Source organism: Faucicola sp. SE7633 (assembly GCF_059264685.1).
Genome location: NZ_JCADBW010000031.1, coordinates 1 through 20661, shown reverse-complemented (window position 1 = coordinate 20661; position 20661 = coordinate 1). Strand labels below are relative to the sequence as shown.

At 47.8% G+C, this 20661-nt stretch carries 12 protein-coding genes, 3 pseudogenes and 1 other annotated feature; of the genes and pseudogenes, 9 read left to right on the top strand and 6 right to left on the bottom strand.

Annotated elements, in window-relative coordinates; translation table 11 throughout:
- Positions 1-279: 279 nt before the first annotated feature.
- The gene (locus AC5L4R_RS09545; RefSeq protein ID WP_159675746.1) at positions 280-552 is read right to left on the bottom strand and encodes a hypothetical protein; all 273 of its coding nucleotides are present in this window, start codon (positions 550-552) and stop codon (positions 280-282) included.
- 507 nt (positions 553-1059) lie between these two features.
- Here AC5L4R_RS09545 and AC5L4R_RS09540 point away from each other — a divergent pair.
- The 4 genes and pseudogenes from AC5L4R_RS09540 to AC5L4R_RS09525 all read left to right on the top strand — a co-directional run.
- Positions 1060-2347 (top strand): annotated as a pseudogene (locus tag AC5L4R_RS09540) (IS3 family transposase).
- Positions 1335-1456, top strand: a sequence feature (AL1L pseudoknot). Its footprint overlaps the pseudogene before it by 122 nt.
- Positions 2348-2432: 85 nt before the next feature.
- Positions 2433-3179, top strand: coding sequence for a heavy metal response regulator transcription factor (locus AC5L4R_RS09535; RefSeq protein ID WP_067057518.1), 747 nt, complete (start codon positions 2433-2435; stop codon positions 3177-3179).
- Entirely contained in the window at positions 3169-4641 is a 1473-nt protein-coding gene (locus AC5L4R_RS09530; RefSeq protein WP_067234280.1) for an ATP-binding protein, read from the top strand. The genes AC5L4R_RS09535 and AC5L4R_RS09530 overlap by 11 nt, the downstream gene beginning before the upstream one ends.
- A gap of 183 nt (positions 4642-4824) precedes the next feature.
- Positions 4825-5013, top strand: a pseudogene (locus AC5L4R_RS09525) (prolipoprotein diacylglyceryl transferase family protein); the annotation flags it as partial.
- A gap of 179 nt (positions 5014-5192) precedes the next feature.
- Here AC5L4R_RS09525 and AC5L4R_RS09520 read toward each other — a convergent pair.
- Positions 5193-6839 carry an esterase-like activity of phytase family protein gene (locus AC5L4R_RS09520; RefSeq protein ID WP_494473691.1) on the bottom strand — a complete coding sequence of 549 codons (1647 nt, stop codon included), beginning with the start codon at positions 6837-6839 and terminating at the stop codon, positions 5193-5195.
- Between the two features lie 244 nt (positions 6840-7083).
- On the opposite strand from AC5L4R_RS09520, the gene AC5L4R_RS09515 reads away from it, so the two are divergent.
- Entirely contained in the window at positions 7084-9042 is a 1959-nt protein-coding gene (locus tag AC5L4R_RS09515) for a bifunctional metallophosphatase/5'-nucleotidase (RefSeq protein ID WP_494473690.1), read from the top strand.
- Positions 9043-9547: 505 nt separating this feature from the next.
- Here AC5L4R_RS09515 and AC5L4R_RS09510 read toward each other — a convergent pair.
- A complete protein-coding gene (locus tag AC5L4R_RS09510) occupies positions 9548-11044 on the bottom strand; it encodes a UvrD-helicase domain-containing protein (RefSeq protein WP_494473689.1) in 1497 nt (498 codons plus the stop codon).
- A gap of 218 nt (positions 11045-11262) precedes the next feature.
- Between AC5L4R_RS09510 and truD the strand changes: the two genes are divergently transcribed.
- On the top strand, positions 11263-12408 hold the full coding sequence (gene truD / locus AC5L4R_RS09505; protein ID WP_494473688.1) for a tRNA pseudouridine(13) synthase TruD: 1146 nt from the start codon (positions 11263-11265) through the stop codon (positions 12406-12408).
- Here truD and AC5L4R_RS09500 read toward each other — a convergent pair.
- Positions 12405-15788, bottom strand: a pseudogene (locus AC5L4R_RS09500) (DNA translocase FtsK 4TM domain-containing protein); the annotation flags it as partial. The gene truD and the pseudogene AC5L4R_RS09500 sit on opposite strands and share 4 nt — an antisense overlap.
- 402 nt (positions 15789-16190) lie before the next feature.
- Here AC5L4R_RS09500 and trxB point away from each other — a divergent pair.
- Genes trxB through AC5L4R_RS09485 form a run of 3 tightly spaced genes read left to right on the top strand, consistent with a single transcriptional unit; the run spans position 16191 to position 18821 of the window.
- Complete coding sequence (trxB, locus tag AC5L4R_RS09495; protein WP_494473687.1) at positions 16191-17195, top strand: thioredoxin-disulfide reductase; 1005 nt, start codon at positions 16191-16193, stop codon at positions 17193-17195.
- An 18-nt stretch (positions 17196-17213) separates the two neighbouring features.
- A complete protein-coding gene (gene aat / locus AC5L4R_RS09490) occupies positions 17214-18005 on the top strand; it encodes a leucyl/phenylalanyl-tRNA--protein transferase (protein ID WP_494473686.1) in 792 nt (263 codons plus the stop codon).
- A gap of 6 nt (positions 18006-18011) precedes the next feature.
- The gene (locus AC5L4R_RS09485; protein ID WP_494473685.1) at positions 18012-18821 is read left to right on the top strand and encodes an arginyltransferase; all 810 of its coding nucleotides are present in this window, start codon (positions 18012-18014) and stop codon (positions 18819-18821) included.
- Here the strand turns inward: AC5L4R_RS09485 and rimI are convergent.
- A complete protein-coding gene (gene rimI, locus AC5L4R_RS09480; protein ID WP_494473684.1) occupies positions 18818-19342 on the bottom strand; it encodes a ribosomal protein S18-alanine N-acetyltransferase in 525 nt (174 codons plus the stop codon). The two genes, AC5L4R_RS09485 and rimI, sit on opposite strands and share 4 nt — an antisense overlap.
- A 115-nt stretch (positions 19343-19457) precedes the next feature.
- Positions 19458-20648 carry an elongation factor Tu gene (gene tuf, locus AC5L4R_RS09475; protein WP_067057544.1) on the bottom strand — a complete coding sequence of 397 codons (1191 nt, stop codon included), beginning with the start codon at positions 20646-20648 and terminating at the stop codon, positions 19458-19460.
- Positions 20649-20661: the final 13 nt, after the last annotated feature.

Below are 20661 nucleotides of genomic sequence, written 5' to 3'. Positions count from 1 at the left end.
GTGCATAATTTAAAAACTGCCCTAGGCTTGAAGCGAAAATATGGGGTCGCTTAGGGTTATTGTGTCTATCGGTTGGTAAAACTAGCCAATAGACGTTAATTTACGGCAATTTAGGAGGCTTTTATGCCAATTCGGTGACTTTCTTCACTTCTTTAACACCAATTCCAGTTTTTAGTTGAGTTTGAAATTGGTGTCGAGAGATGGTCGCTGGTTTGTGCAAAGGTCTCTAAAAATTTATTTCCGTTAAGTGTTGACTGCTATTTAACAGAGCTAAAATTTTTAAGATTTACTGTCGTTAGTAACGCAGTGTTTTTGGTACATTTGTTTCATTTTACCCATGTTAGCCATCATCGCTTTCATGGCAGGATCGCTCATGTCCATCTTGCTATGATCCATTTTTTGCATCATATCCATATGCTTTTTCATCTTTTCACAGTTCATTTGATCTTTTTCAGCATGCATTTTAGGGTCATGCGCCATAGCTGAGGTCGATACGACAAGAGCGATGGCCGTCATTGCGATTGATTTAGACAGTAATTTAAATTGTGACATGATTAACTCCTATTGTTTGGATTAAAGACTATTGAGTTCAATAGCTGTTAAACTAGCCTAAATGATACATTAATCATTCTGACTGGTAGATGACGTTAAGATTACAATGCTGTCATTCTTACCGCTTTAGATTTTAATGCGCGATATATTCATTTAATATGGCTTCAGCATTTGTATCACGATCGCTACCATATTTTTTCAAAAAATACTTTTCAGACTGCAAATGTTGCTCGTAGAGATGGTCTGTATCAGAGACAAACCTCTATGCGGCGTTGATTTAGAATACTAAATGGTGGCTGACAGCTAGATGACACGGATATTACATGTTCGTTAGGAACAGCATAATATTGTCATCTTCTTGTCATTAAAACCAAATACCAGCATCTGTCTCTATCCAAAGAACACTGTTATAACAAGGGTTCCTGATAAAATATGGCTGGTAAGCTAACAATGTTAGTGAACCGTCCCGGGATTGTCGGAGACCTAAAACTCTGAGACAATACCCTTATGAAAAGCAAAAAATACCCAACAGAAGTTAAGAAAAGAGCCGTCGAATTACTGATTGAATCACAAAAAGATTATCCCTCATTATGGGCGGCCATCCAAGCCATCGCCCCCAAATTTGGCTGCACACCCGAAACCCTACGCTCGTGGCATCAAAAGCACCTAGCTAAGCAAAATCCTGTGACGGTTAGCACTGAAAGCCAAGCCGCTCGTATCGCTGAGCTTGAGCGAGAAATCAGAGAACTCAAACAAGCCAACGAAATTATTCGAAAGGCAGCCGCTTTTTTCGCCCAGGCGGAGAAGGGCCGCAAACCCAAGTGATGGTCAAATTCATTGCATTGATGACGAGAAACAGCATTACAGGGTCGAGTCGATTTGCAGAATACTGCCAATTCCCCCATCCACCTATTATCGCATCAAAGATGAACAAGACAACCCAGAAAAGCAAAGTCGACGCAAACAAAGCGACAAACACCTCATGGCACAAATCAAACAGATTTGGCAAGCCAGTGGCTGTCGTTACGGCATTCGTAAAGTTTGGCACAAACTCAAACAAGACGGTCTGCCAAAGCTTGGTCGCTGTACCGTTGAACGCCTGATGAAACAGCTTGGCATACAAGGCGTATGGCGAGGCAAAGGCAAAATCACCATGAAGCAGAGAGACGACCAAGACAAGCCCGATGATTTGGTCAAACGCAACCTTACCGCAAATGCCCCAAACAAGCTGTGGGTCGCTGATTTTACCTACATTAAAACTAAATCAGGCTGGGTCTATACCGCCTTTGTGATTGACGTATTTAAGCGAGTTATTGTGGGTTGGAAAGTATCGAATCATATGGACACTCAGCTAGTCCTAGATGCCCTAAATCAAGCCTTAGACGCTAGAGGTAGACCAAGTGGGGTAATTCATCATTCTGATAAAGGTAGTCAGTATCTATCGATTAAGTACGGTGAATGGCTTAAACAATCGGGGCTTGCTGCATCAGTGGGTACGACTGGTGACTCCACTTCGGGCATAGCCCTACGTTTTGCACTCGGGCGAAGCAGTGCTTCGCTATTTCCTCGCTCAGATAATGCCCTAGCTAAAAGTGTGAATGGGCTATATAAAGCGGAGGTGATTGATTATTTGAAACAGGAATGGGATGGCTTAAATGATGTTGCGCTAGCAACCCTTGATTGGGTACACTGGTACAACTATGAACGATTGCATTCTACCAATGGATATGTATCGCCTGTTGATGCGGAAAATATCTACTATTGTTCATTAATTTCGTCAGGCTATGCTGCCTGACTCAAGCAAACCTGTCTCCGATAAAACCAGGACGGTTCATAGTGATACGCTGTTGACAACTATAATGATATAAAGGTAAGCAACGATGAAAGTACTGTTAGTAGAAGATGAGAAAAACCTTGGAGAATATATTAAGAAAGGCTTAACTGAGGCCGGTTTCATCGTGGATCATCACATGACAGGTTTAGATGGCTATCATGCGTTAATGACTGAAGATTTTAGTGTGGTTTTGATGGATGTCATGCTACCTGACGTCAGTGGCTTTGAGTTGGTACAGCGCTACCGAGCTGCTGGAAAGCATACGCCAGTTTTATTTTTAACGGCTAAAGATGATTTAAGCGATCGGATCAAAGGTATTGAAATTGGTGGCGATGATTATCTGACCAAGCCTTTTGCTTTTGCTGAACTGATTGTTAGAATAAAAAGCCTATTGCGCCGTGCCAATCAATCTGATTATAAAAGCTCGGTCATACACATAGCTGATCTGAAAATGGATATTGCCAAACGCACCGTTCATAGAGGCAACACTAATATAAAATTGACTGCTAAAGAGTTTGCTTTATTACAACTTTTCTTAGAACGTCAAGGTGAGGTACTGCCGCGCACTGTGATCGCCTCACAAGTATGGGACATAAATTTTGACAGTGATACGAATGTCATTGACGTGGCTATAAGACGGCTACGGATAAAAATCGATGATGGATTTGATATAAAGCTGATTCATACGGTACGCGGAATGGGCTACAAGTTAGAGCCACTGGCTGTCGACGTGGATAGTGGCATGGGCGACGACAGTATTAATAAAGACAGTCTGACATCAAATGAGACATAAATCTAAGAATTGGCATTGGTCACTGTTATGGCGAACTATTTTTTTACTGACATTGTTCGTTATTATCTCTCAGGTTATTATCTACGCATGGGTTCAGCGCTCTGTGAGTGGACACTTTGAGCAAATGGACTCAGAAATCCTTACTCATGCAGCTTTTAACCTGCGCAAACGTATGGTTAGTTTGGAAGATCACATAGAACCATTCACAGTATCAAAGTCGCAAGCGCTAATTGATGCCAATCATCTACATTCTTCTTGGCTGGATTATGATTTAAAAACCTTAGTATCAGATAAAAATGGCAAATTATTATCCAGCGATCCCAGTAATTTCATCAATGATCTACCGGCAGATTTTAGCTTGTTACAACTATTGCAGGACTATCGCGATCAGCAGTTTATGATCAAGATAAATAATAGGCATTACCGAGCCATTATCATTACACATCAAAAGGTTTTGACATTTATTGCTCTACCTATCGATGTGCATCATCAATATCTTATCCAGTTTAATCGCCAGCTGAGCTTGATACTTATCGCCATTACCTTATTATTGGTTTCAGTAGCAGCACTAAGTGTACACTGGGGTTTTGCTCCCCTAGCTACTATCGTACAAAAGATGAAAGGCATTAATCTTCAAAGGTTAGATGAAAGAATTGTGGTTAGCGATATGCCGTTAGAATTACGTCCACTAACGGAGTCTTATAATTCTATGATGGTCAAGCTTGAAAGTAACTTTGAATCATTATCACGGTTTTCAGACAATATCGCCCATGAGCTACGTACGCCAATAGCGACGCTGAGTACGCAAACGCAAGTCATGTTAACTAAGCCAAGAGAAAGCGACGAATACATTGAGCAATTGCATCATCAGCATGATACGTTAAAGCAGTTATCCGCCATGATTAACGATATGTTATTACTGGCAAAAACTCAAAAAGAGCTGAGTGATTCGCAAATCAGTCATGTCGATATAGAGAGCTTGATCACAAAGCTTATAGATTATTATGAGATGATTGCTGAGGATCGTGAGATAATCTTTGAAAAATCGGGTGATTTTAAAACAGTACTAGGTGATAAAGGCTTATTGCAACGGCTGTTTGCCAACCTGATGTCAAATGCGATTTATTATGCGGCTAGTAATAGCACTATTATGATATCCGCTACTGTCCTCACTTCAAGCACCTCGCTTAATGCGCCAAAAAACGATATTCAATCCCCAGAGCAGCTCTGGTTAAGAATAACTATGACCAACCGTCTAGACAAACCATTAAATCAGATTGAAGCCGATAAACTGTTTGAGCGATTCTATCGTCATGATAAAACGAATACGATGCATTCAGGAACAGGCTTAGGCTTATCTATTGTGCAAGCTATCGCCAATGCTCATAATGGCAAAGTTAGTATTACTATCAAAGATGAGTGTCTTTTTGAGGTTGCTGTAAAGTTGTTGATTGCCAGGTAGTAAATACCTTCATACTGTCTATGAACCGCTCAGATTAGATCGAAGGCGAGTTTACTTGGAAGGTCTTTCTATCCATAAGATGAGATTCTGACTTGCGATAGTTGTACTTTTCAATTGTTGGACAAAAAATTTCTTATATAAGCCTATTTCATACATTCTATTACCAATAATTATGATGCCTTTATGATGATTCATCCTCAGTATGATCCCGTAGCGCTTTCCTTGGGTCCATTGGAAGTGCACTGGTATGCGCTAATGTATTTGCTAGCCTTTGCTGCCGCTTACGGTTTGGCTTGGTATCGCAGTACCAAACGCGACAATTGGACCACCGACATGGTCTCTGACTTAGTCTTTTATGGCGCGCTTGGTGTGTAGTGGTCAAGTCACCACAGGCAGCGATTGACCAAGCTGGCTACGATGCGCAATATGTTCGCTCCTTGACGGGTATTGGAGCGGCGGCGCCAAGCGATCACTAGTCATTGCCGCCATTAAAAAAACCGCTTCTTGATAAGAGGCGGTTTTTTTGGTTGAAATTGCCGCAAGATGCGCGATTATTTGGCTTGATATTGATTTAGCGGCGCGATATAAATGCGGTTGGTTTCGATTTGGGTGCCTGCTTTATCCATGTACTTTTGGGTGACATAATCGCGCTTATTGGCTTTGTCGTTTTGTGAGCTGATACCAAAATCATCGTCATTAATTACGCCAACCTGTCCATTCGGGAACAGCAAGATACCTTCAAATTTTTCATGCGGATAGTTAAAAGTTTTGACCAAATCCATGAACATCTTTTTGCCCACTGGCGTGATATTGTTGGCTTTGAGTGTATCCCAGCCTGTTTCATCGGCAGTCAACGCCTCAAGTGTCTTGCCGCCGATCATCAAACCTTGATCAGCATCTTGTTTGATATCACCGCTATCTTTAATCGCCTCAATATTAGTCGCGCCATTGAGATCAATACGATAAATCATTTTAGTAGCGTTGGCATCATCGACAGGCGACTTGCCATCACGCTCGACCACTAAAAATTCATGGTCGTTGATCGCAACCAGACCTGAGTTTGAATCACTAAGCACTGAACCATCCGCGGCGCGTTCTTGGCGATACAAGAATTGTTCGATATCGCCCGTTGCCAAGTTGATGCGTACAATGCGCGTCATGTTAGATTTTTTGGCAGCTGACTTGGGGTTTTCCATCGCTGATTGCATGATACCAACCAAGTATTTTTGGTCAGGTGTTACAGTCAAGCCTTCCATACCGCGGTTAGGGCGACGGTTTTTAAATTCAGCAGGCAGATAGATGGTTTTGCCATTGATCTTAAACGTACTTGCGCCTGCTTCATTGCCGCTAAACGCGTTAATACGCGCTAGTTCTTTACCATTGGCGTCATAATGCACAATATGCGGACCGTACTCATCGCTGATCCAGAACGTGCCGTCTTTCATCACTGCCAAGCCTTCGCTGTCTATACCGTAGGCATCGGTTTGGGTCGGGTTGAGGCTAGCATTGTAGGGTTCGCTAGGGTCTTTGAGCAACAAGCGGTCAAAGTAATCGCCCGTTAAATTTTTACCGTACGCCAATTCATTGGTCGCACCAAAGTTTGGATTGGGTAAGCCTGTGACCTCAGTCACACCGTCAGGACGCTTGAGCGTGATGGTTTTGATCAGCTTGATAGCCCCATTGTCTTGTAGTTCAAATAAGCCAATTTGTGGGGCAAATTTAGGCACAGGAAAGGCTTTGGCATCGGCTTTGTCCATGCCATTTTTAACATCGGCATTGGGACCACGGTCAGTGATAGCATAGAACTGTTTAGGGTTATTGGGATTGACAAATGCGTCTGAGCCATAGCCACCTTGTTGAATCACCACGGTTTTGCCGTCTTTGTCTTTAAGCGTTAGTAAATTGGCATTAACTTTAGGTAAATCAACGCCTTGACCTGCAATGTTTGCCAAAATTTGCTCATAAGTCACAGTTTTGGGTGGCGTAGGCGGTGTGCTCGTATCCGCCGTGCCTGTGTTGTTATTGGTGTTGTTATTGGTGTTGTTATTTGGTGTACCTGTATTGGTCGCCGTGTCGGTATTAACGGCAACAATTTTGGTTTCATTGTCATCATCGCCGCACGCAGATAAGGCCAAAGCACTCCCTATTGCAATGGCAAGATAGCTTAGGCGTAACGCGGATACTGATTTTAACATCATCATATTCCCTTGAGTTTTAAAAATAACCTAATTTTTAACGGTTCATTATCCAATAGATTGATGACACTGTGATGACACTGTGATGACATTGGGTGTGATGTAGTGCGAGCAAAAATCATCGCTCACGTAAATTTTTCACAAAATTGACACGTTGTTATGTTAGGTTGCGTACTATTGCTCAAGTGTTTTTAGCAATGCTTTTAAGCCCTTGTTTTATAATTTTTTTAATTATCACGGATTTTTTATGAAGCCATTATTTAAAATCAGCGCATTGGCGGCGGTGATGGTTGTCGCTTTGACAGGTTGTAACGATGACGACAACGAAACCAAAATCGTTGAGGTCAATCCTGAAACACCTGCCAGCGTCAATACCCAAACCTATACACCCGTCACGCTCAATTTAGCGCATATCAACGACCACCACTCTCACCTAGAATCTACCGCCACCCAAACCTTCACCCTAGACGGGCAAACCTATCAAGCTGAACTGGGCGGTTTTGCACGCGTGACCCAACTGTTCAACGACTTGTCAAACCAATTTGCAGGACAAAACTTCTTAAAACTACACGCAGGCGATGCAGTCACAGGTACGAGCTACTATAGCTTTTATTTGGGCGATGCCGATGCCGACATGATGAATACGATTTGTTTTGACGCGTTTGAGGTGGGCAATCATGAATTTGACGATTCTGATGCGGTGCTCAAACGCTTCATTGACCGCTTGCACGGCGGCACGTGCCAAACCGCTGTTTTAGGTGCTAACGTCGTGCCAAAAGTTGGCACCCCACTGGCTCCCAACAAGAGCGATGACTATATCAAGCCGTACACCATCAAAACCACCAAAGAGGGTGTGAAAGTCGGTATCATTGGGCTTGAGGTACGCGGCAAAACAGCAGGTTCGTCGCGCCCACTTTCAACCACCGAGATTTTGGATGAAACCACCACCGCGCAAAAATATATTGATGTGCTTAAAAAACAAGGCATTGAGCATATCATTATTTTATCACACTATGGCTATGAAAACGATATCAAACTTGCCAATGCTTTAACAGGTGTAGACGTAATTATTGGTGGTGACACCCATACCTTGTTGGGTGATTATAAAGACTATGACAATAAAGCCAACTTTGGCTCACAAGGCCCATACCCAACCGTGGTCAAAAACAAAGACGGCGACACCGTGTGTGTGGGACAAGCGTGGGAATACACCAAAGCGGTTGGCGTGATGAACGTCAAGTTCAATAACAAAGGCGCGGTTGATAGCTGCACAGGCTCTAGCATTTTGCCGATCGGGATGACGCTTAAAAAACTTGGCAGCGACGGCAAAACCTATGAAACCATCAATGCTGCTGACAACCAAGCGTTGATCGCACGTTTGCAAAATAACAACGCCGCACTGTTAAAACAAAGTTATCTGTATCCTGTCACACCAAACGCAGCGGCAGAAGCCGTCCTTGCCAAATATAAAGACCAGCTTAAAGATAAGCTTACCGAAAAAATCGGTGTTGCCAAAGACACGTTCTGCTTGGTGCGTGTACCTGGCACCACGAACTCAGGTAACGTTGCAGGCTGTGAAGACAGCAAATTCTTAGCACGTGGTAGCGATGCGGCACAATTGGTTGCCAAATCGTTCTTGGACGCAAGCCTTCGTGCGGACTTTGCCCTACAAAACGCAGGTGGGGTACGCGTCGCGCTCCAGGCAGGTGATATCACCTACGGCAATGCCAATGAAGTGCTGCCATTTAGCAATACGCTGGTCAATCTGTCCGTCACGGGTAAAGAAGTCGTTGCCACGCTAGAAGACGCGGTTGAAAACGCAAGCTTTGGGCAAAATGGCAACAAAGCCTCAACAGGCGCGCATCCATATGCCGATGGCTTGCGTTGGGACTTGCGCTTAAACCAAAACAAAGGCAACCGCGTACAAAACGTGGAAGTGCGTGACCGCAAAACAGGCACTTGGGCACCGATTGATTTAAACAAAACCTATGTCATGGTGACCAACGACTACATCGCAAGCGGTAAAGACGGTTATCTGAGCCTTGCGCCTATCTTCAAAGATCCAAGCCGCGTTGAAAACACCAAACTGCTATACACCCAGTCACTGGTCGATTACATCAAAAAACAAGCCACCATTAGCCTGCCTGCGCGCAGTGAATACTCGCACAAATCAGTTGTGACTGCAGATGGTACAATGCTTAAATAATTGCATTTTTACCCGTGCAAAAAAGCCTCTTAACATCCAAGAGGCTTTTTTATATCTGGCTTTTTATGCTGCTTGACTTCCTCCCCTCCCTAAAGTGAGGGGATTCCTTCTGCAAGACGGTGAAGCCCCACCGCAAACCTAAGACAATGGCAACCGCCCGTACGACACACCGTACATCTTAGATTCTTATTTTAAGCTAATCCTACCGTTAGGATTGTCTTAGACACGAATTAGCTTAAGTGTGTGTTTGGAAACGTCTTACCAGTTAAGTTACTGCGTACTCGCAATTTAGTCTTAACTTAACTGTGGAATGTAAGACATTGAATATAGTGAGATGAGTATAGCAAAACTTATCGCATTTAACAATTGCCTGATATCCACCGCCTGAAGTCGCAGGTTTACGGCAACGAATGATAAAATGTGTTATTTTGATGACAAACGCGTAATATTTGTTGCATGTTAATTTTAATGTATACAAAAGAGCGATTATTATATATCGTTGGATTTATTGATAAATTACTTTGGTGTCGGCTTGTAAAGCATGAAGCAATGGCTGAATATGAAACACATCCAAATTGAGCTTGGCGCGCGTACAAGCAACATACAGCAGGCGCAGCTCCTCGGGGCTGATTTTGACCGCCTGACGGGTGACATCGTACAAAAAATCATCGTCAATTTGCACGCGCTGCCACTCAAGCCCTTTGGCTTTGTGCGCCGTTGAGATGATATAGTCCGCGCTTTGGCTATCGCTGAGGCTAGCAATCGCGTCGTTGAGCGTGTTTGTGCCGTGTTCTTCAACCAGTTTGACCCATGTTTTTAGGTCGCTGCCTTCACTGGTTTCGCTGTAGTCTTGCACCTCGCGCCAGTTATTAAAGTAGGCCAACTCGGGCACGCCAAACGCGGTTTGCCCTTTTTTGAGGCGTTCGGCGGCTTGGCTAAATTTGAGCAGGCGGTCGGTATCGGCTTGTAGGGCAACTTTATGCCCCATTTTGAGCCCATCCAGCAAGCGCAACATGGCATTGGCGTTGGTGCGGCACAAAATCGCGTCTTTTTGTCCATGCACCTGTTGTTTTGCCAACGTTGAAGGCATGACAGGGTTGCCGCGCAATGGTACTTGCTCTTGCAACGCTGACAAAAACGTGTTGGCAACCTCAGCAATTTTATCACCAAAGCGAAACGACTGCGTGAGCAAGGTTTGCGGTAGTGGCAAACGCTTCATGGCATTGACCGCGCCGCGCCACTCATAAATCTGCTGGTGGGCATCACCCACATAAATCACCTGTGTCGGCTGCTGGGTCAAAATGCCCATCATCAACGGATCAGCGTCTTGCGCTTCATCAAACAAAATAAAATCGGCGGGGATAATTGGCTTAGACAACGCCCACAGTTTTAAATAAATATCATGCCCAATGCCTGCAGGATGGCGTGGGTCAATCGATTGCAGCCAACGTTTTTCAACGTACGGATACAGCTGTTCGCGCAACTCCTCGGCATCATTGGGTGACAGCCAGCTGGGCAGCAGCAAGTGGCGCGGTGCAGGGTAGCTGGCGTGGGTACTACAAAACTGGCTGACCGCATCGGCAACCATCCGCGCTTGGCGTTCAGGCGATAGCGTGACGGATTGGTTTTTGCCATCCATCACGCGGCGCACTTGCAGCGGATGCAGCCCCAAATCGTGCGCCAATCGTGTCGGTGAAAACCGTGGTAGGCGCAACTTGGCGGTGATATCACGCGACGTGTGACGAAACGCCAATGAGTGAAACGTGCGGCAGTCGATATGACGGGCAAATTTTTGCTGAGCCTCACTGGCAATGGCTTTATTAAATGCCAAATACAAACCGCGCCCACGCAATTGGTTGCCAATTAAATTCAGCGTTGTGGTCTTGCCTGCCCCTGCATAAGCGACGATTTTAAACGATTGTCGTGCCATCGCCATCTGTAATGCCTGTTGTTGCTCCTCGGTGGGCGCAGGCTGCGTGATGGGTGATATTGGCGATTGCATAATATAAAAATATTCCTAAAAACAAAGGCTTGTGCTAAAAATACGCTGTTTGATTAACTGGCAAAAAAGCGGTCTATGATAGCAAAATTTGGCACGTTTTGACAGCTGACCATGCCCAAAATCTTTGAGCTAAATTGGGCTAAACCACGTTACTTCAAGCCGTGGGTTTGCTATCATGCACATTTTAATTGTTAAAATTTTGCCCGAACAACCGCGTTATGACCACACCGATGCACCTGCCGCCACTGCTGTATCCGCAAACACCCACGATTGCACGCGCAATCTATAAAACTTACTCACAGGATTTTATCGTTGAAGAGCAATTAACTATTGATTTTAGCGAACAAGGTGAACACCTGTGGCTACAGTTACAAAAAACGGGGCTAAACACCGCTTATGTGGCGCGATTATTGGCGCAATGGGCGCAAATTCCTGTCAAAGACGTTGGCTATTCGGGATTGAAAGACCGCCACGCTGTGACGACGCAGTGGTTTAGCCTGCGCTTGCCACACAAGCACTTACCTGCGGCTGATTTTGCTCAATTTATGGCAACCACGCTTGCCGATGGCGAGCGCATCACGATGTTAGCACAACACTGGCATGGCAAAAAACTTCAGCGCGGCACGCACACAGGCAACCGTTTTGACATTACCCTGCGTGAGGTGCAATGCGCTGACCGTGCCGCGTTCAACAAGCAGCTGACGCAAATCACACATGACGGCGTACCCAATTATTTTGGCAGCCAACGCTTTGGTTATGATGGGCAAAATCTTGCTCACGCTTTGACGTGGTTTGCCAAGACAAATGCCAAATCGCGTACACCGAGCAAACGTAAAAACGCAATGCGTCACGCCACAGGATTGTATTTATCGGCGGCGCGTGGTGCGTTGTTTAATGCGATGGTTGCTCAACGTGTGCAAGATGGCACATGGCAAACCCCTTTGGACGGCGAAGTGATGAACTTGGCAGGCAGTCACAGTGTATTTACTGCGCCAACCATTGATGATAGCCTGCGCGCACGGTTGGTAGCAGGCGATCTTTACCTCACCGCTGCGCTGTGGGGCGACGGCTTGCCCATGAGTACCGCACAAGTACAAGCATTGGAACTGGCAGTCATCGGCAGCCATGAATTTTATCAAACGCTTGCCGATGGCGTAGCCGCGTTGGGTATGCGCCAAGAACGCCGCGCCCTATACGTCATTCCGCGCAAGCTTACAGCAATCTGGCAAGATGCCACCACACTCACGCTAAATTTTGATCTACCCACAGGCAGCTTTGCCACGGCGGTGTTGGGGGCGTTGGTGCAAGATTTGGTTTTAGCCGCATCTGGTATGGACACATCTGGGGATGATGCGCTTGCTTAAACCAACAATTCGCGCTTACCACTTTTGCCCATGGGGCTGACCAAACCTGCTTCTTCCATGGCATCGACGATACGCGCGGCGCGGTTGTAGCCAATGCTAAACTTGCGCTGAATGCTGGATGCAGATACCTTGCGCGTCTCCATGACAAACGCCACGACTTCATCGTACAGTGCGTCATCATCGCCCAATGAGCCCGTGCCGCCGCTATCACTGCTACCCGATGCGCTCAGTTCAAAGTTGTCAAACATATTGTCGATATAATCGGGTGCGCCACGCTCGCGCCACGCATCACAGACGCGATTGACCTCGGCATCACTGATAAACGCACCGTGCACGCGGATGGGCTCGTTTTGTCCTGGTCCTAAAAACAGCATGTCACCATGCCCAAGCATATCCTCAGCACCGCCTGCATCCAAAATCGTGCGTGAATCGACTTTTGAATTGACACGCAATGCCGCGCGTACGGGGATATTGGCTTTAATCAAGCCTGTGATCACATCTACCGATGGGCGTTGGGTCGCCAAAATCAGATGAATCCCTGCCGCGCGTGATTTTTGTGCTAGCCGCGTGATAAGCTCTTCAGCTTGCTTACCCACTTGCATAATCATATCGGCAAATTCATCCGCCACCACGACGATTTGGGGCAAGGGTTTGAGCTTAGGCGGCTTGTCTTGGCTTGCGCTGTCATGCAGTCGCCACAACGGATCAAGTAGCGGCTGTCCCTCGTTTTCGGCAGCAATGACTTTTTTGTTAAATTCATCAAGTTTACGCACTTTAAATAGCGACATCAGCTGATAGCGGCGTTCCATCTCACCCACACACCACGACAATGCGCTGGCCGCTTCGGTCATATCGGTGACAACAGGGGTCAAGAGGTGTGGAATGTCATTGTAATTGGCAAGTTCTAGCTGTTTTGGGTCAATCAAAATCAGACGCAGCTGGGTCGGTGTATATTTGAGCAACATGGACAGCAGCAGCGAATTGACCAACACAGATTTACCCGAACCCGTCGTACCTGCCACCAGCATATGCGGCGCTTTGGCAAGGTCAGTCAGCACGGGTTTGCCTGCGATATCCTTGCCCATCGCCATGCTGATCAGGGCTTTGGGGTCGCGGTAGGCATCGGTTTGTAGCAGCTCAATAAGGCGCACCATTTGGCGTTTTGGGTTGGGCACTTCGATGCCGATATACGGCTTACCGGGGATGACCTCAACCACGCGCACCGACGCCATCGACAATGAGCGCGCCAAGTCTTTGGCAATGCCTGTGACCTTGCTGACCTTGACACCTGCCGCCAACTCTACTTCAAAACGCGTCACGACAGGTCCTAATTGGGCATTGACAACGGTTGCCTTGACGTTAAATTCTTGCAGTTTGATTTCAAGCAGTTCAGATAGCTGTTGCAACGCCTCTAGGCTATAGCTGGGCTTGCGGTCGGGGTCGGGTAGCTCAAGCAAGCTGAGTTCTGGCAAAGGCGGTAGGCTTGCGCGATATGCCGCGGTTTGCATGGCGTGTGACGGTTGGCGGTTGCTGGTTGTGTCATGCTCGGCACTGGCAGGCGCGGACGAGCTGAGGCCATTTGACAACGTGCTGTCGATTTCAACGGCGCGTTGATGGACGCTCACCGCTGCGCTGTTAGAAATCACCGCGTCATCAGGCATGATGGGGACGCTTCCCAACGCGTCAGCATGGTCTGTGGCTGGCAACACTGCTGGCATAGCAGACGCTGTTTGCAGATCAGCAGGCGCGGCGACTTGCTCAGCAAGTGTTTGTGCGCCACTCGTGTCTGTGTGCTTATTTGGGGCGGTGTGTAATGCGGTATTTAGGGCGTTGTCTGCCGTGGTATCTGTAGCGATGTCTGCGGTCGGTTCTGTGGTGGGCGATGCGGCCAAAACCGCAGCTTTGGGTTGAATTGGGGTTTTGACCAGCACCTCTTGGGTTGGCAGCACCGCGGTACTTGCCTCATCTGCCACCGCCACGTGGCGCAAGCCCAAAATCTCGGCAACAGATTGTGTGGGCGCTGGGTCTGCTGCGCTGTTTTGCGCTGGGCTATCTGACACGACCGACACAGACGCGCGGTGTGGTATTGCGCTTGGTTCGGTTGCGCTGGGTGCAGTATCCAACCCCAAGTCACGCTGTATTGGGTCGTTGGCAGGTGGCTGCCCAACTGGCTCGGCTTGCGTGGAGGCGGCTTGGTGAGTTTGAGGCGCAAACACGGGGGTAAAGCTTGGCTCGGCCAGCAGATTGGTTTCGGTGACATCGTTGGTGGGCAGCACCACTTCGGTGGCATCTTCGCTAGCGGCTTCGGCGATGATGTTGAGCGCAGGCTTGGCAGGTGCAGGCACATCAGTGGATGAAACAGACGTTGATGATGGGCGAGATGTTTTAGCAGGCTGCTCGCGAATCATTTCATTTTGTAGCTGGCTGTCTAACCGCTTGGTTAGTTTGACATTTGCCGCCGCGTCAGCATTGACTGGCTGAAATGGGCGGCTGCCCTCGTTGCTATCGGGCTGCTCACCCAGCTGGCTATCGCTAAAGCCTGTTTCATCCAAAAACTGTGCCAACACTTGCTCAGCGTTGATGGGGTTAGCGCCGCCCGTTGTGTGGTCTTGTGTAGGGTCTAGGTCATCATGGGCGGTATGCACCACTGGCGCGGCGTTCGCCACATCAGGCTTGGCAAGGGGGATATCCGCTTGGCTGGTTTGTTCAGCGGTGATGTCTTGCTTTGCTTGCCCTGCGTCGGTTTGGGCAGTGGCTTGACTGCTCGCTTGGCGCGCGAACCAGCGGCGATACGCGCGTGCCACGGGAATATCAAACGTCAAAATACTGGCAAGCCCAACAAACAGGCACAAAAACACCAACGCGCCCCAGTAAGTCAGCAAGCTGACCAAGCCCTGCGCCGCCACTTGTCCTAAAATTCCATGCGCAAGCCACGACTGCGCCAGCACACCCGTCAGTGCCGCGCTGGCAACGATTAAAAACCCATAGCCCAACGTGCGAATCGCGCCCATCGGCTGCGGATTGGCCTGCCACACACGATACGCCTCCACACTGGCGATGACGACCAGCCACCAGCTTGCCGCACCCAAAAATGAATACAGCACATCGGCAAGCCACGCACCGCGCAGCCCCAGCAAATTGCTAACATCATCGCCACTGACTATCAGCGCGGTGGTAGCGGATGAATCGGCATTTGTTGCGGTGGCAAGCGCATTTGGTTGCAATGCTGCCGAATCGACTGCGGCTGAACCCAAGGCGGTTGAGCTTAAATGCGACCAACTGGGGTCATTGGCAGAATAACTCACCAACGCCACGGCAAGCAGCAACGCCACCACCAACCACAAGCACGTTATCACGCTGCGCCGAACATAGTACCCCAACTTGCCCCACCTTTTTATCACACGTCGATCAATCAATATTGCGCTTACTGTGGACTATTAAACACCCGACCAGCGCCTATTTTTTCAAACCGTTTTTAAACAAACTGTCGCAAAAATCTCTTGCAAAACGGCATGGTTAAAGGCGTTATGATAACAAAACTTACCTTGGCTGTGCGGAATTTTTATTGGGCAATCATGGCGGTTTTGCGGCCGTGCATGGCAGTGCATCGGGCAAAATACATATTTATCCCAAATAAATTTATAATTTTAACACAAGCTCGCTAAATGTTTTAAAATACCAAACCATACAATCAATAATTAATACTTGTTATTTTATCGCCAACGCCCTATGCTAAACCTAGTTTGATGGCTTTTAAACCGTTTGAAATATTGGATAACGTTATGACTGATACTTTTCACCATTCTTTAATCATCTTGGGTTCAGGGCCTGCAGGCTACTCTGCTGCTGTTTATGCTGCGCGCGCCAACCTCAAGCCCGTCATCATCACAGGTCTGCAAGTGGGCGGACAGCTGACCACCACCACGGAAGTGGACAACTGGCCAGGCGACCCCGAAGGCTTGATGGGACCTGATTTGATGGTGCGAATGCAGCAACATGCCGAGCGTTTTGGCACGCAGCTAATTTATGACCATATCAACGCGGTGGATTTTGACCAACGTCCGTTCACCCTGACAGGCGGCAACGCCACCTACACTTGCGACGCGCTGATTATTGCCACGGGGGCATCGGCACAGTATTTGGGGCTGGAGTCTGAGCAAAAATTCATGGGTATGGGTGTGTCAGCGTGCGCCACGTGTGACGGCTTTTTTTATAAAGACCAACCTGTGGTGGTGATTGGCGGTGGCAATACGGCGGTTGAAGAAGCGTTGTATTTGTCCAATATCGCCAGTCACGTGACTTTGGTGCATCGCCGCGACACCCTGCGTTCAGAAAAAATTCTGCGTGACCAGCTGTTTGAAAAACAAGCCATTGGCAACGTTCATATCGAATGGAATCACCAAGTCAAAGAAGTTGTCGGCGATGCCAGCGGCGTGACGGGCGTGATTATTGAAAACGTGCAAGACGGCAGCCAAAAACAGCTGGATGTAACGGGTATGTTTGTTGCGATTGGCCACAAGCCGAATACCGATATTTTCGCAGGCAAACTTGACATGAACAATGGTTATATCGTGGTTAAAAGTGGCTTAAATGGCAATGCCACCGCAACCAACGTTGAGGGCGTGTTTGCCGCAGGCGACGTGGCTGACCACCAATACCGCCAAGCTATCACCTCAGCAGGAACAGGCTGTATGGCAGCGCTTGATGCCGAAAAATACCTCGACGCACTGGCATTGGCACACGGGCAGGCGCATCCTGATGATGTGGCAATTGATGCAAACGAGTGATACACCGAGGGCAGCTAGGTGGCTGATTTGACCTGCCGTTATGGTTTCCCTACAGCACAGGCGGCTGACCCTGACGGTACGGGGTTGGTCGCGATTGGTGCTGACTTAGCGCCTGATACCTTACGCGCAGCGTATCGGCAGGGCTTGTTTCCGTGGTTTAACCCAGGTGAGCCCATCTTGTGGTGGTCACCCGAGCCGCGCTGCGTCATCTACCCTGCGTCGTTTAACCCCAGCAAATCCCTCAAACGCCGTATGAAACATAGCGGCTGGTGGGTCACGGTGAATGCCGCGTTTGGTGCGGTCATTCATGCGTGCAGCGAGGCGCGCGCGTACAGCGATAGCACGTGGATTCACGCGCCAATGATTGAGGCGTACCAAACATTGCACGCGCAAGGCGATGCTTATAGTATTGAGATTTGGCAACACAAGCCCACCCTACCCGTGCATGACTTGACCGAGCAACATCTAATCGGTGGTCTATACGGTCTAAAATTTGGGCAAGCGTTTTTTGGTGAATCGATGTTTCATCGCGCAACCGATGCCTCCAAGGCAGCGTTTTTTGTTCTCATGCGTTTAGCCAAGTTGTCGGGTTTTGCGTGGGTGGATTGTCAGTTGCCCAATGCTCACTTGTTAAGCCTTGGCGCAAGTATTCTACCACGCGATGAATTTTTGCCCAAATTGGCAAAACAGGTGACCCAACAAAATGTCAATTGGTCAGCGATCAGTGGCAAGCCTTATCGTCTTGCAGACTTGCTCGATGATGACATTTGGCAATACCGCAACCACGCGATCATTGACATTCAGTCATAACACACGATGGATAAATTTAACCAATCAGTCCCAAGCTTACTTGCCAGCCAATCTACCCCGTTACACCAATGCAGTTATCTGCCCGACCGTGCAGCACGGCTTGAGTTTATCGAGCTTAAAGATGCACACAGTATGGGTATGGCGTTGTTTTCGCAATTTTCGCGCTTAGGCTTTCGGCGCAGTGGTCAGCACCTATACCGTCCGCTGTGTTTACATTGTCAGCGTTGTATCACCACGCGTGTGCCTGTGCAAGACTTTATGCCCAGTCGCAGTCAGCGGCGCGTCCTACAACGTGGACAAGGTATTCATAGCCATGTGATCGGCTGTGATGAGCTAAGCGAGGTGCATTATCAGCTGTATGCGCGTTATATCTGCGCGCGTCATAGCGACGGCGATATGTATCCGCCAAGCTATGCAAGCTTTCAACGGTTTTTGCAATTTAGCTTCACCGATTCGTTTTGTATCGAGTTTTGGCAAGATCAAAAACTTGTTATGGTCGCGGTATGTGATGCCTTGGATGATGGCTTATCCGCTGTGTATACCTTTTACGAACCGACTTTGCCGCGTTTGAGTCTTGGCACGCTGTCGATTTTAAGCCAAATTGACTATGTCAAACAGCAAGGACTAAGCTATTTGTATCTGGGCTATTGGGTACCTGATAGCGACAAAATGCAATACAAAACCAATTTTTACCCCATAGAATTGCTCATCAACCAAACATGGCATCGCTTTGACCATCCAGTCACCCGTGACGATGTCGAGCCGTATTTACAAGCCGCGCTCAAGCAACGCTTTCGTGATTCTTGGCAAAATTAAGCCCAGCCATGGTTTTCGACTAAATCTAACTGCAAAATCAGGGCATGACAACGGCTGCCGTCGGCGTTTTTGTAGTAATTTTTTCTGACATGAATTTGCTTAAAGCCAAGTTTATCATAAAGCGCGCGTGCCGCCGCGTTGTCTTCGCGCACCTCCAACAACACCCTTTCTACCGCTTGCCGTTTGAGCCGCGCAACAATTGCCTGTAACAATCGCTGCGCAATACCCTGCCGCTGGCAATCAGGCGCAACGCCAATACGCAAGACATCCGCGCTATCAAAGACTTGGCTCATCAGCGCATAGCCTGTTATCGTGCCATCGGGTGACCGCACCACAATGGCAATATGCCCATCAAAGCTTAGCCAATTTTCAATGCTCAATACCGTCCAAGCATCGTCAAACAAGCGCTGCTCCAAGTCAGCAATAGACTCAATATAAGCTTGGCTGCGCGGTTTAAGATTGTCCAACGTTTGACAATCCAGCCAAATTGGCTGCGCGGTTGGGGTGGCGTCATGTGACATGACATTCCTATTCTTTTGCTAAGTGCCATCTTTTGCTAAGCACCACCGTATTTTACCCAATAAAAAAGAGCCACCCACGGGCAGCTCTTTTTGCGGTGTATCACCTAAAGCACAATTACGCAGTAACTTCCGATACCACGCCTGCGCCCACAGTGCGACCACCTTCACGAATCGCAAAGCGCAAGCCTTTGTCCATCGCGATTGGGTGAATCAATTCAACGCTCATCTCAACGTTGTCACCAGGCATTACCATTTCAACGCCTTCTGGCAAGGTGATTGCGCCTGTTACGTCTGTGGTGCGGAAGTAGAATTGTGGGCGATAGCCATTCAAGAATGGGGTGTGACGGCCACCTTCTTCTTTTGACAATACGTAGACTTCTGCGTCAAATTTGGTGTGTGGTTTGATTGAGCCTGGTTTTGCCAAGACTTGTCCACGTTGTACTTCTTCACGCTTAGTACCACGTAGCAACACGCCACAGTTCTCGCCTGCACGACCTTCGTCTAGCATTTTGCGGAACATCTCAACACCTGTACAGGTGGTTTTTTGGGTTGGTTTGATACCGACGATTTCGATTTCTTCACCAACTTTGATGATGCCTGATTCTACACGCCCTGTGACTACCGTACCGCGTCCAGAGATTGAGAATACGTCTTCGATTGGCATCAAGAAGGGTTTGTCAATCGCACGCTCTGGTTCTGGAATGTAGCTGTCTAGGGTTTCTAGCAGTTCTACAACGGCGGGCTCACCGTATTTGCCGTCGTTGCCGTTTAGGGCTTCTAGGGCTGAGCCTTTGATGATTGGGGTGTCGTCACCAGGAAAGTCGTAGCTTGATAGTAGTTCGCGCACTTCCATTTCGACAAGTTCAAGAAGTTCTTCGTCGTCTACCATGTCGCATTTGTTTAGGAATACCATGATGTATGGTACGCCTACTTGGCGTGATAGTAGGATGTGTTCGCGTGTTTGTGGCATAGGACCATCGGTGGCTGATACGACCAAAATCGCGCCGTCCATCTGCGCTGCACCGGTGATCATGTTTTTGACATAGTCAGCGTGCCCTGGGCAATCTACGTGGGCGTAGTGACGGGTTGGGGTGTCGTATTCAATGTGTGAGGTGTTGATGGTGATACCACGCGCTTTTTCTTCTGGCGCTGAGTCGATTGAGGCGTAGTCTTTGGCTTCTCCGCCGTAGTTCTTGGCGGCTACGGTTGCAATCGCCGCGGTCAATGTGGTTTTGCCGTGGTCAACGTGTCCAATGGTGCCGACGTTGACGTGCGGCTTGGTGCGTTCAAATTTGGCCTTTGCCATGGTTATGTCCTCT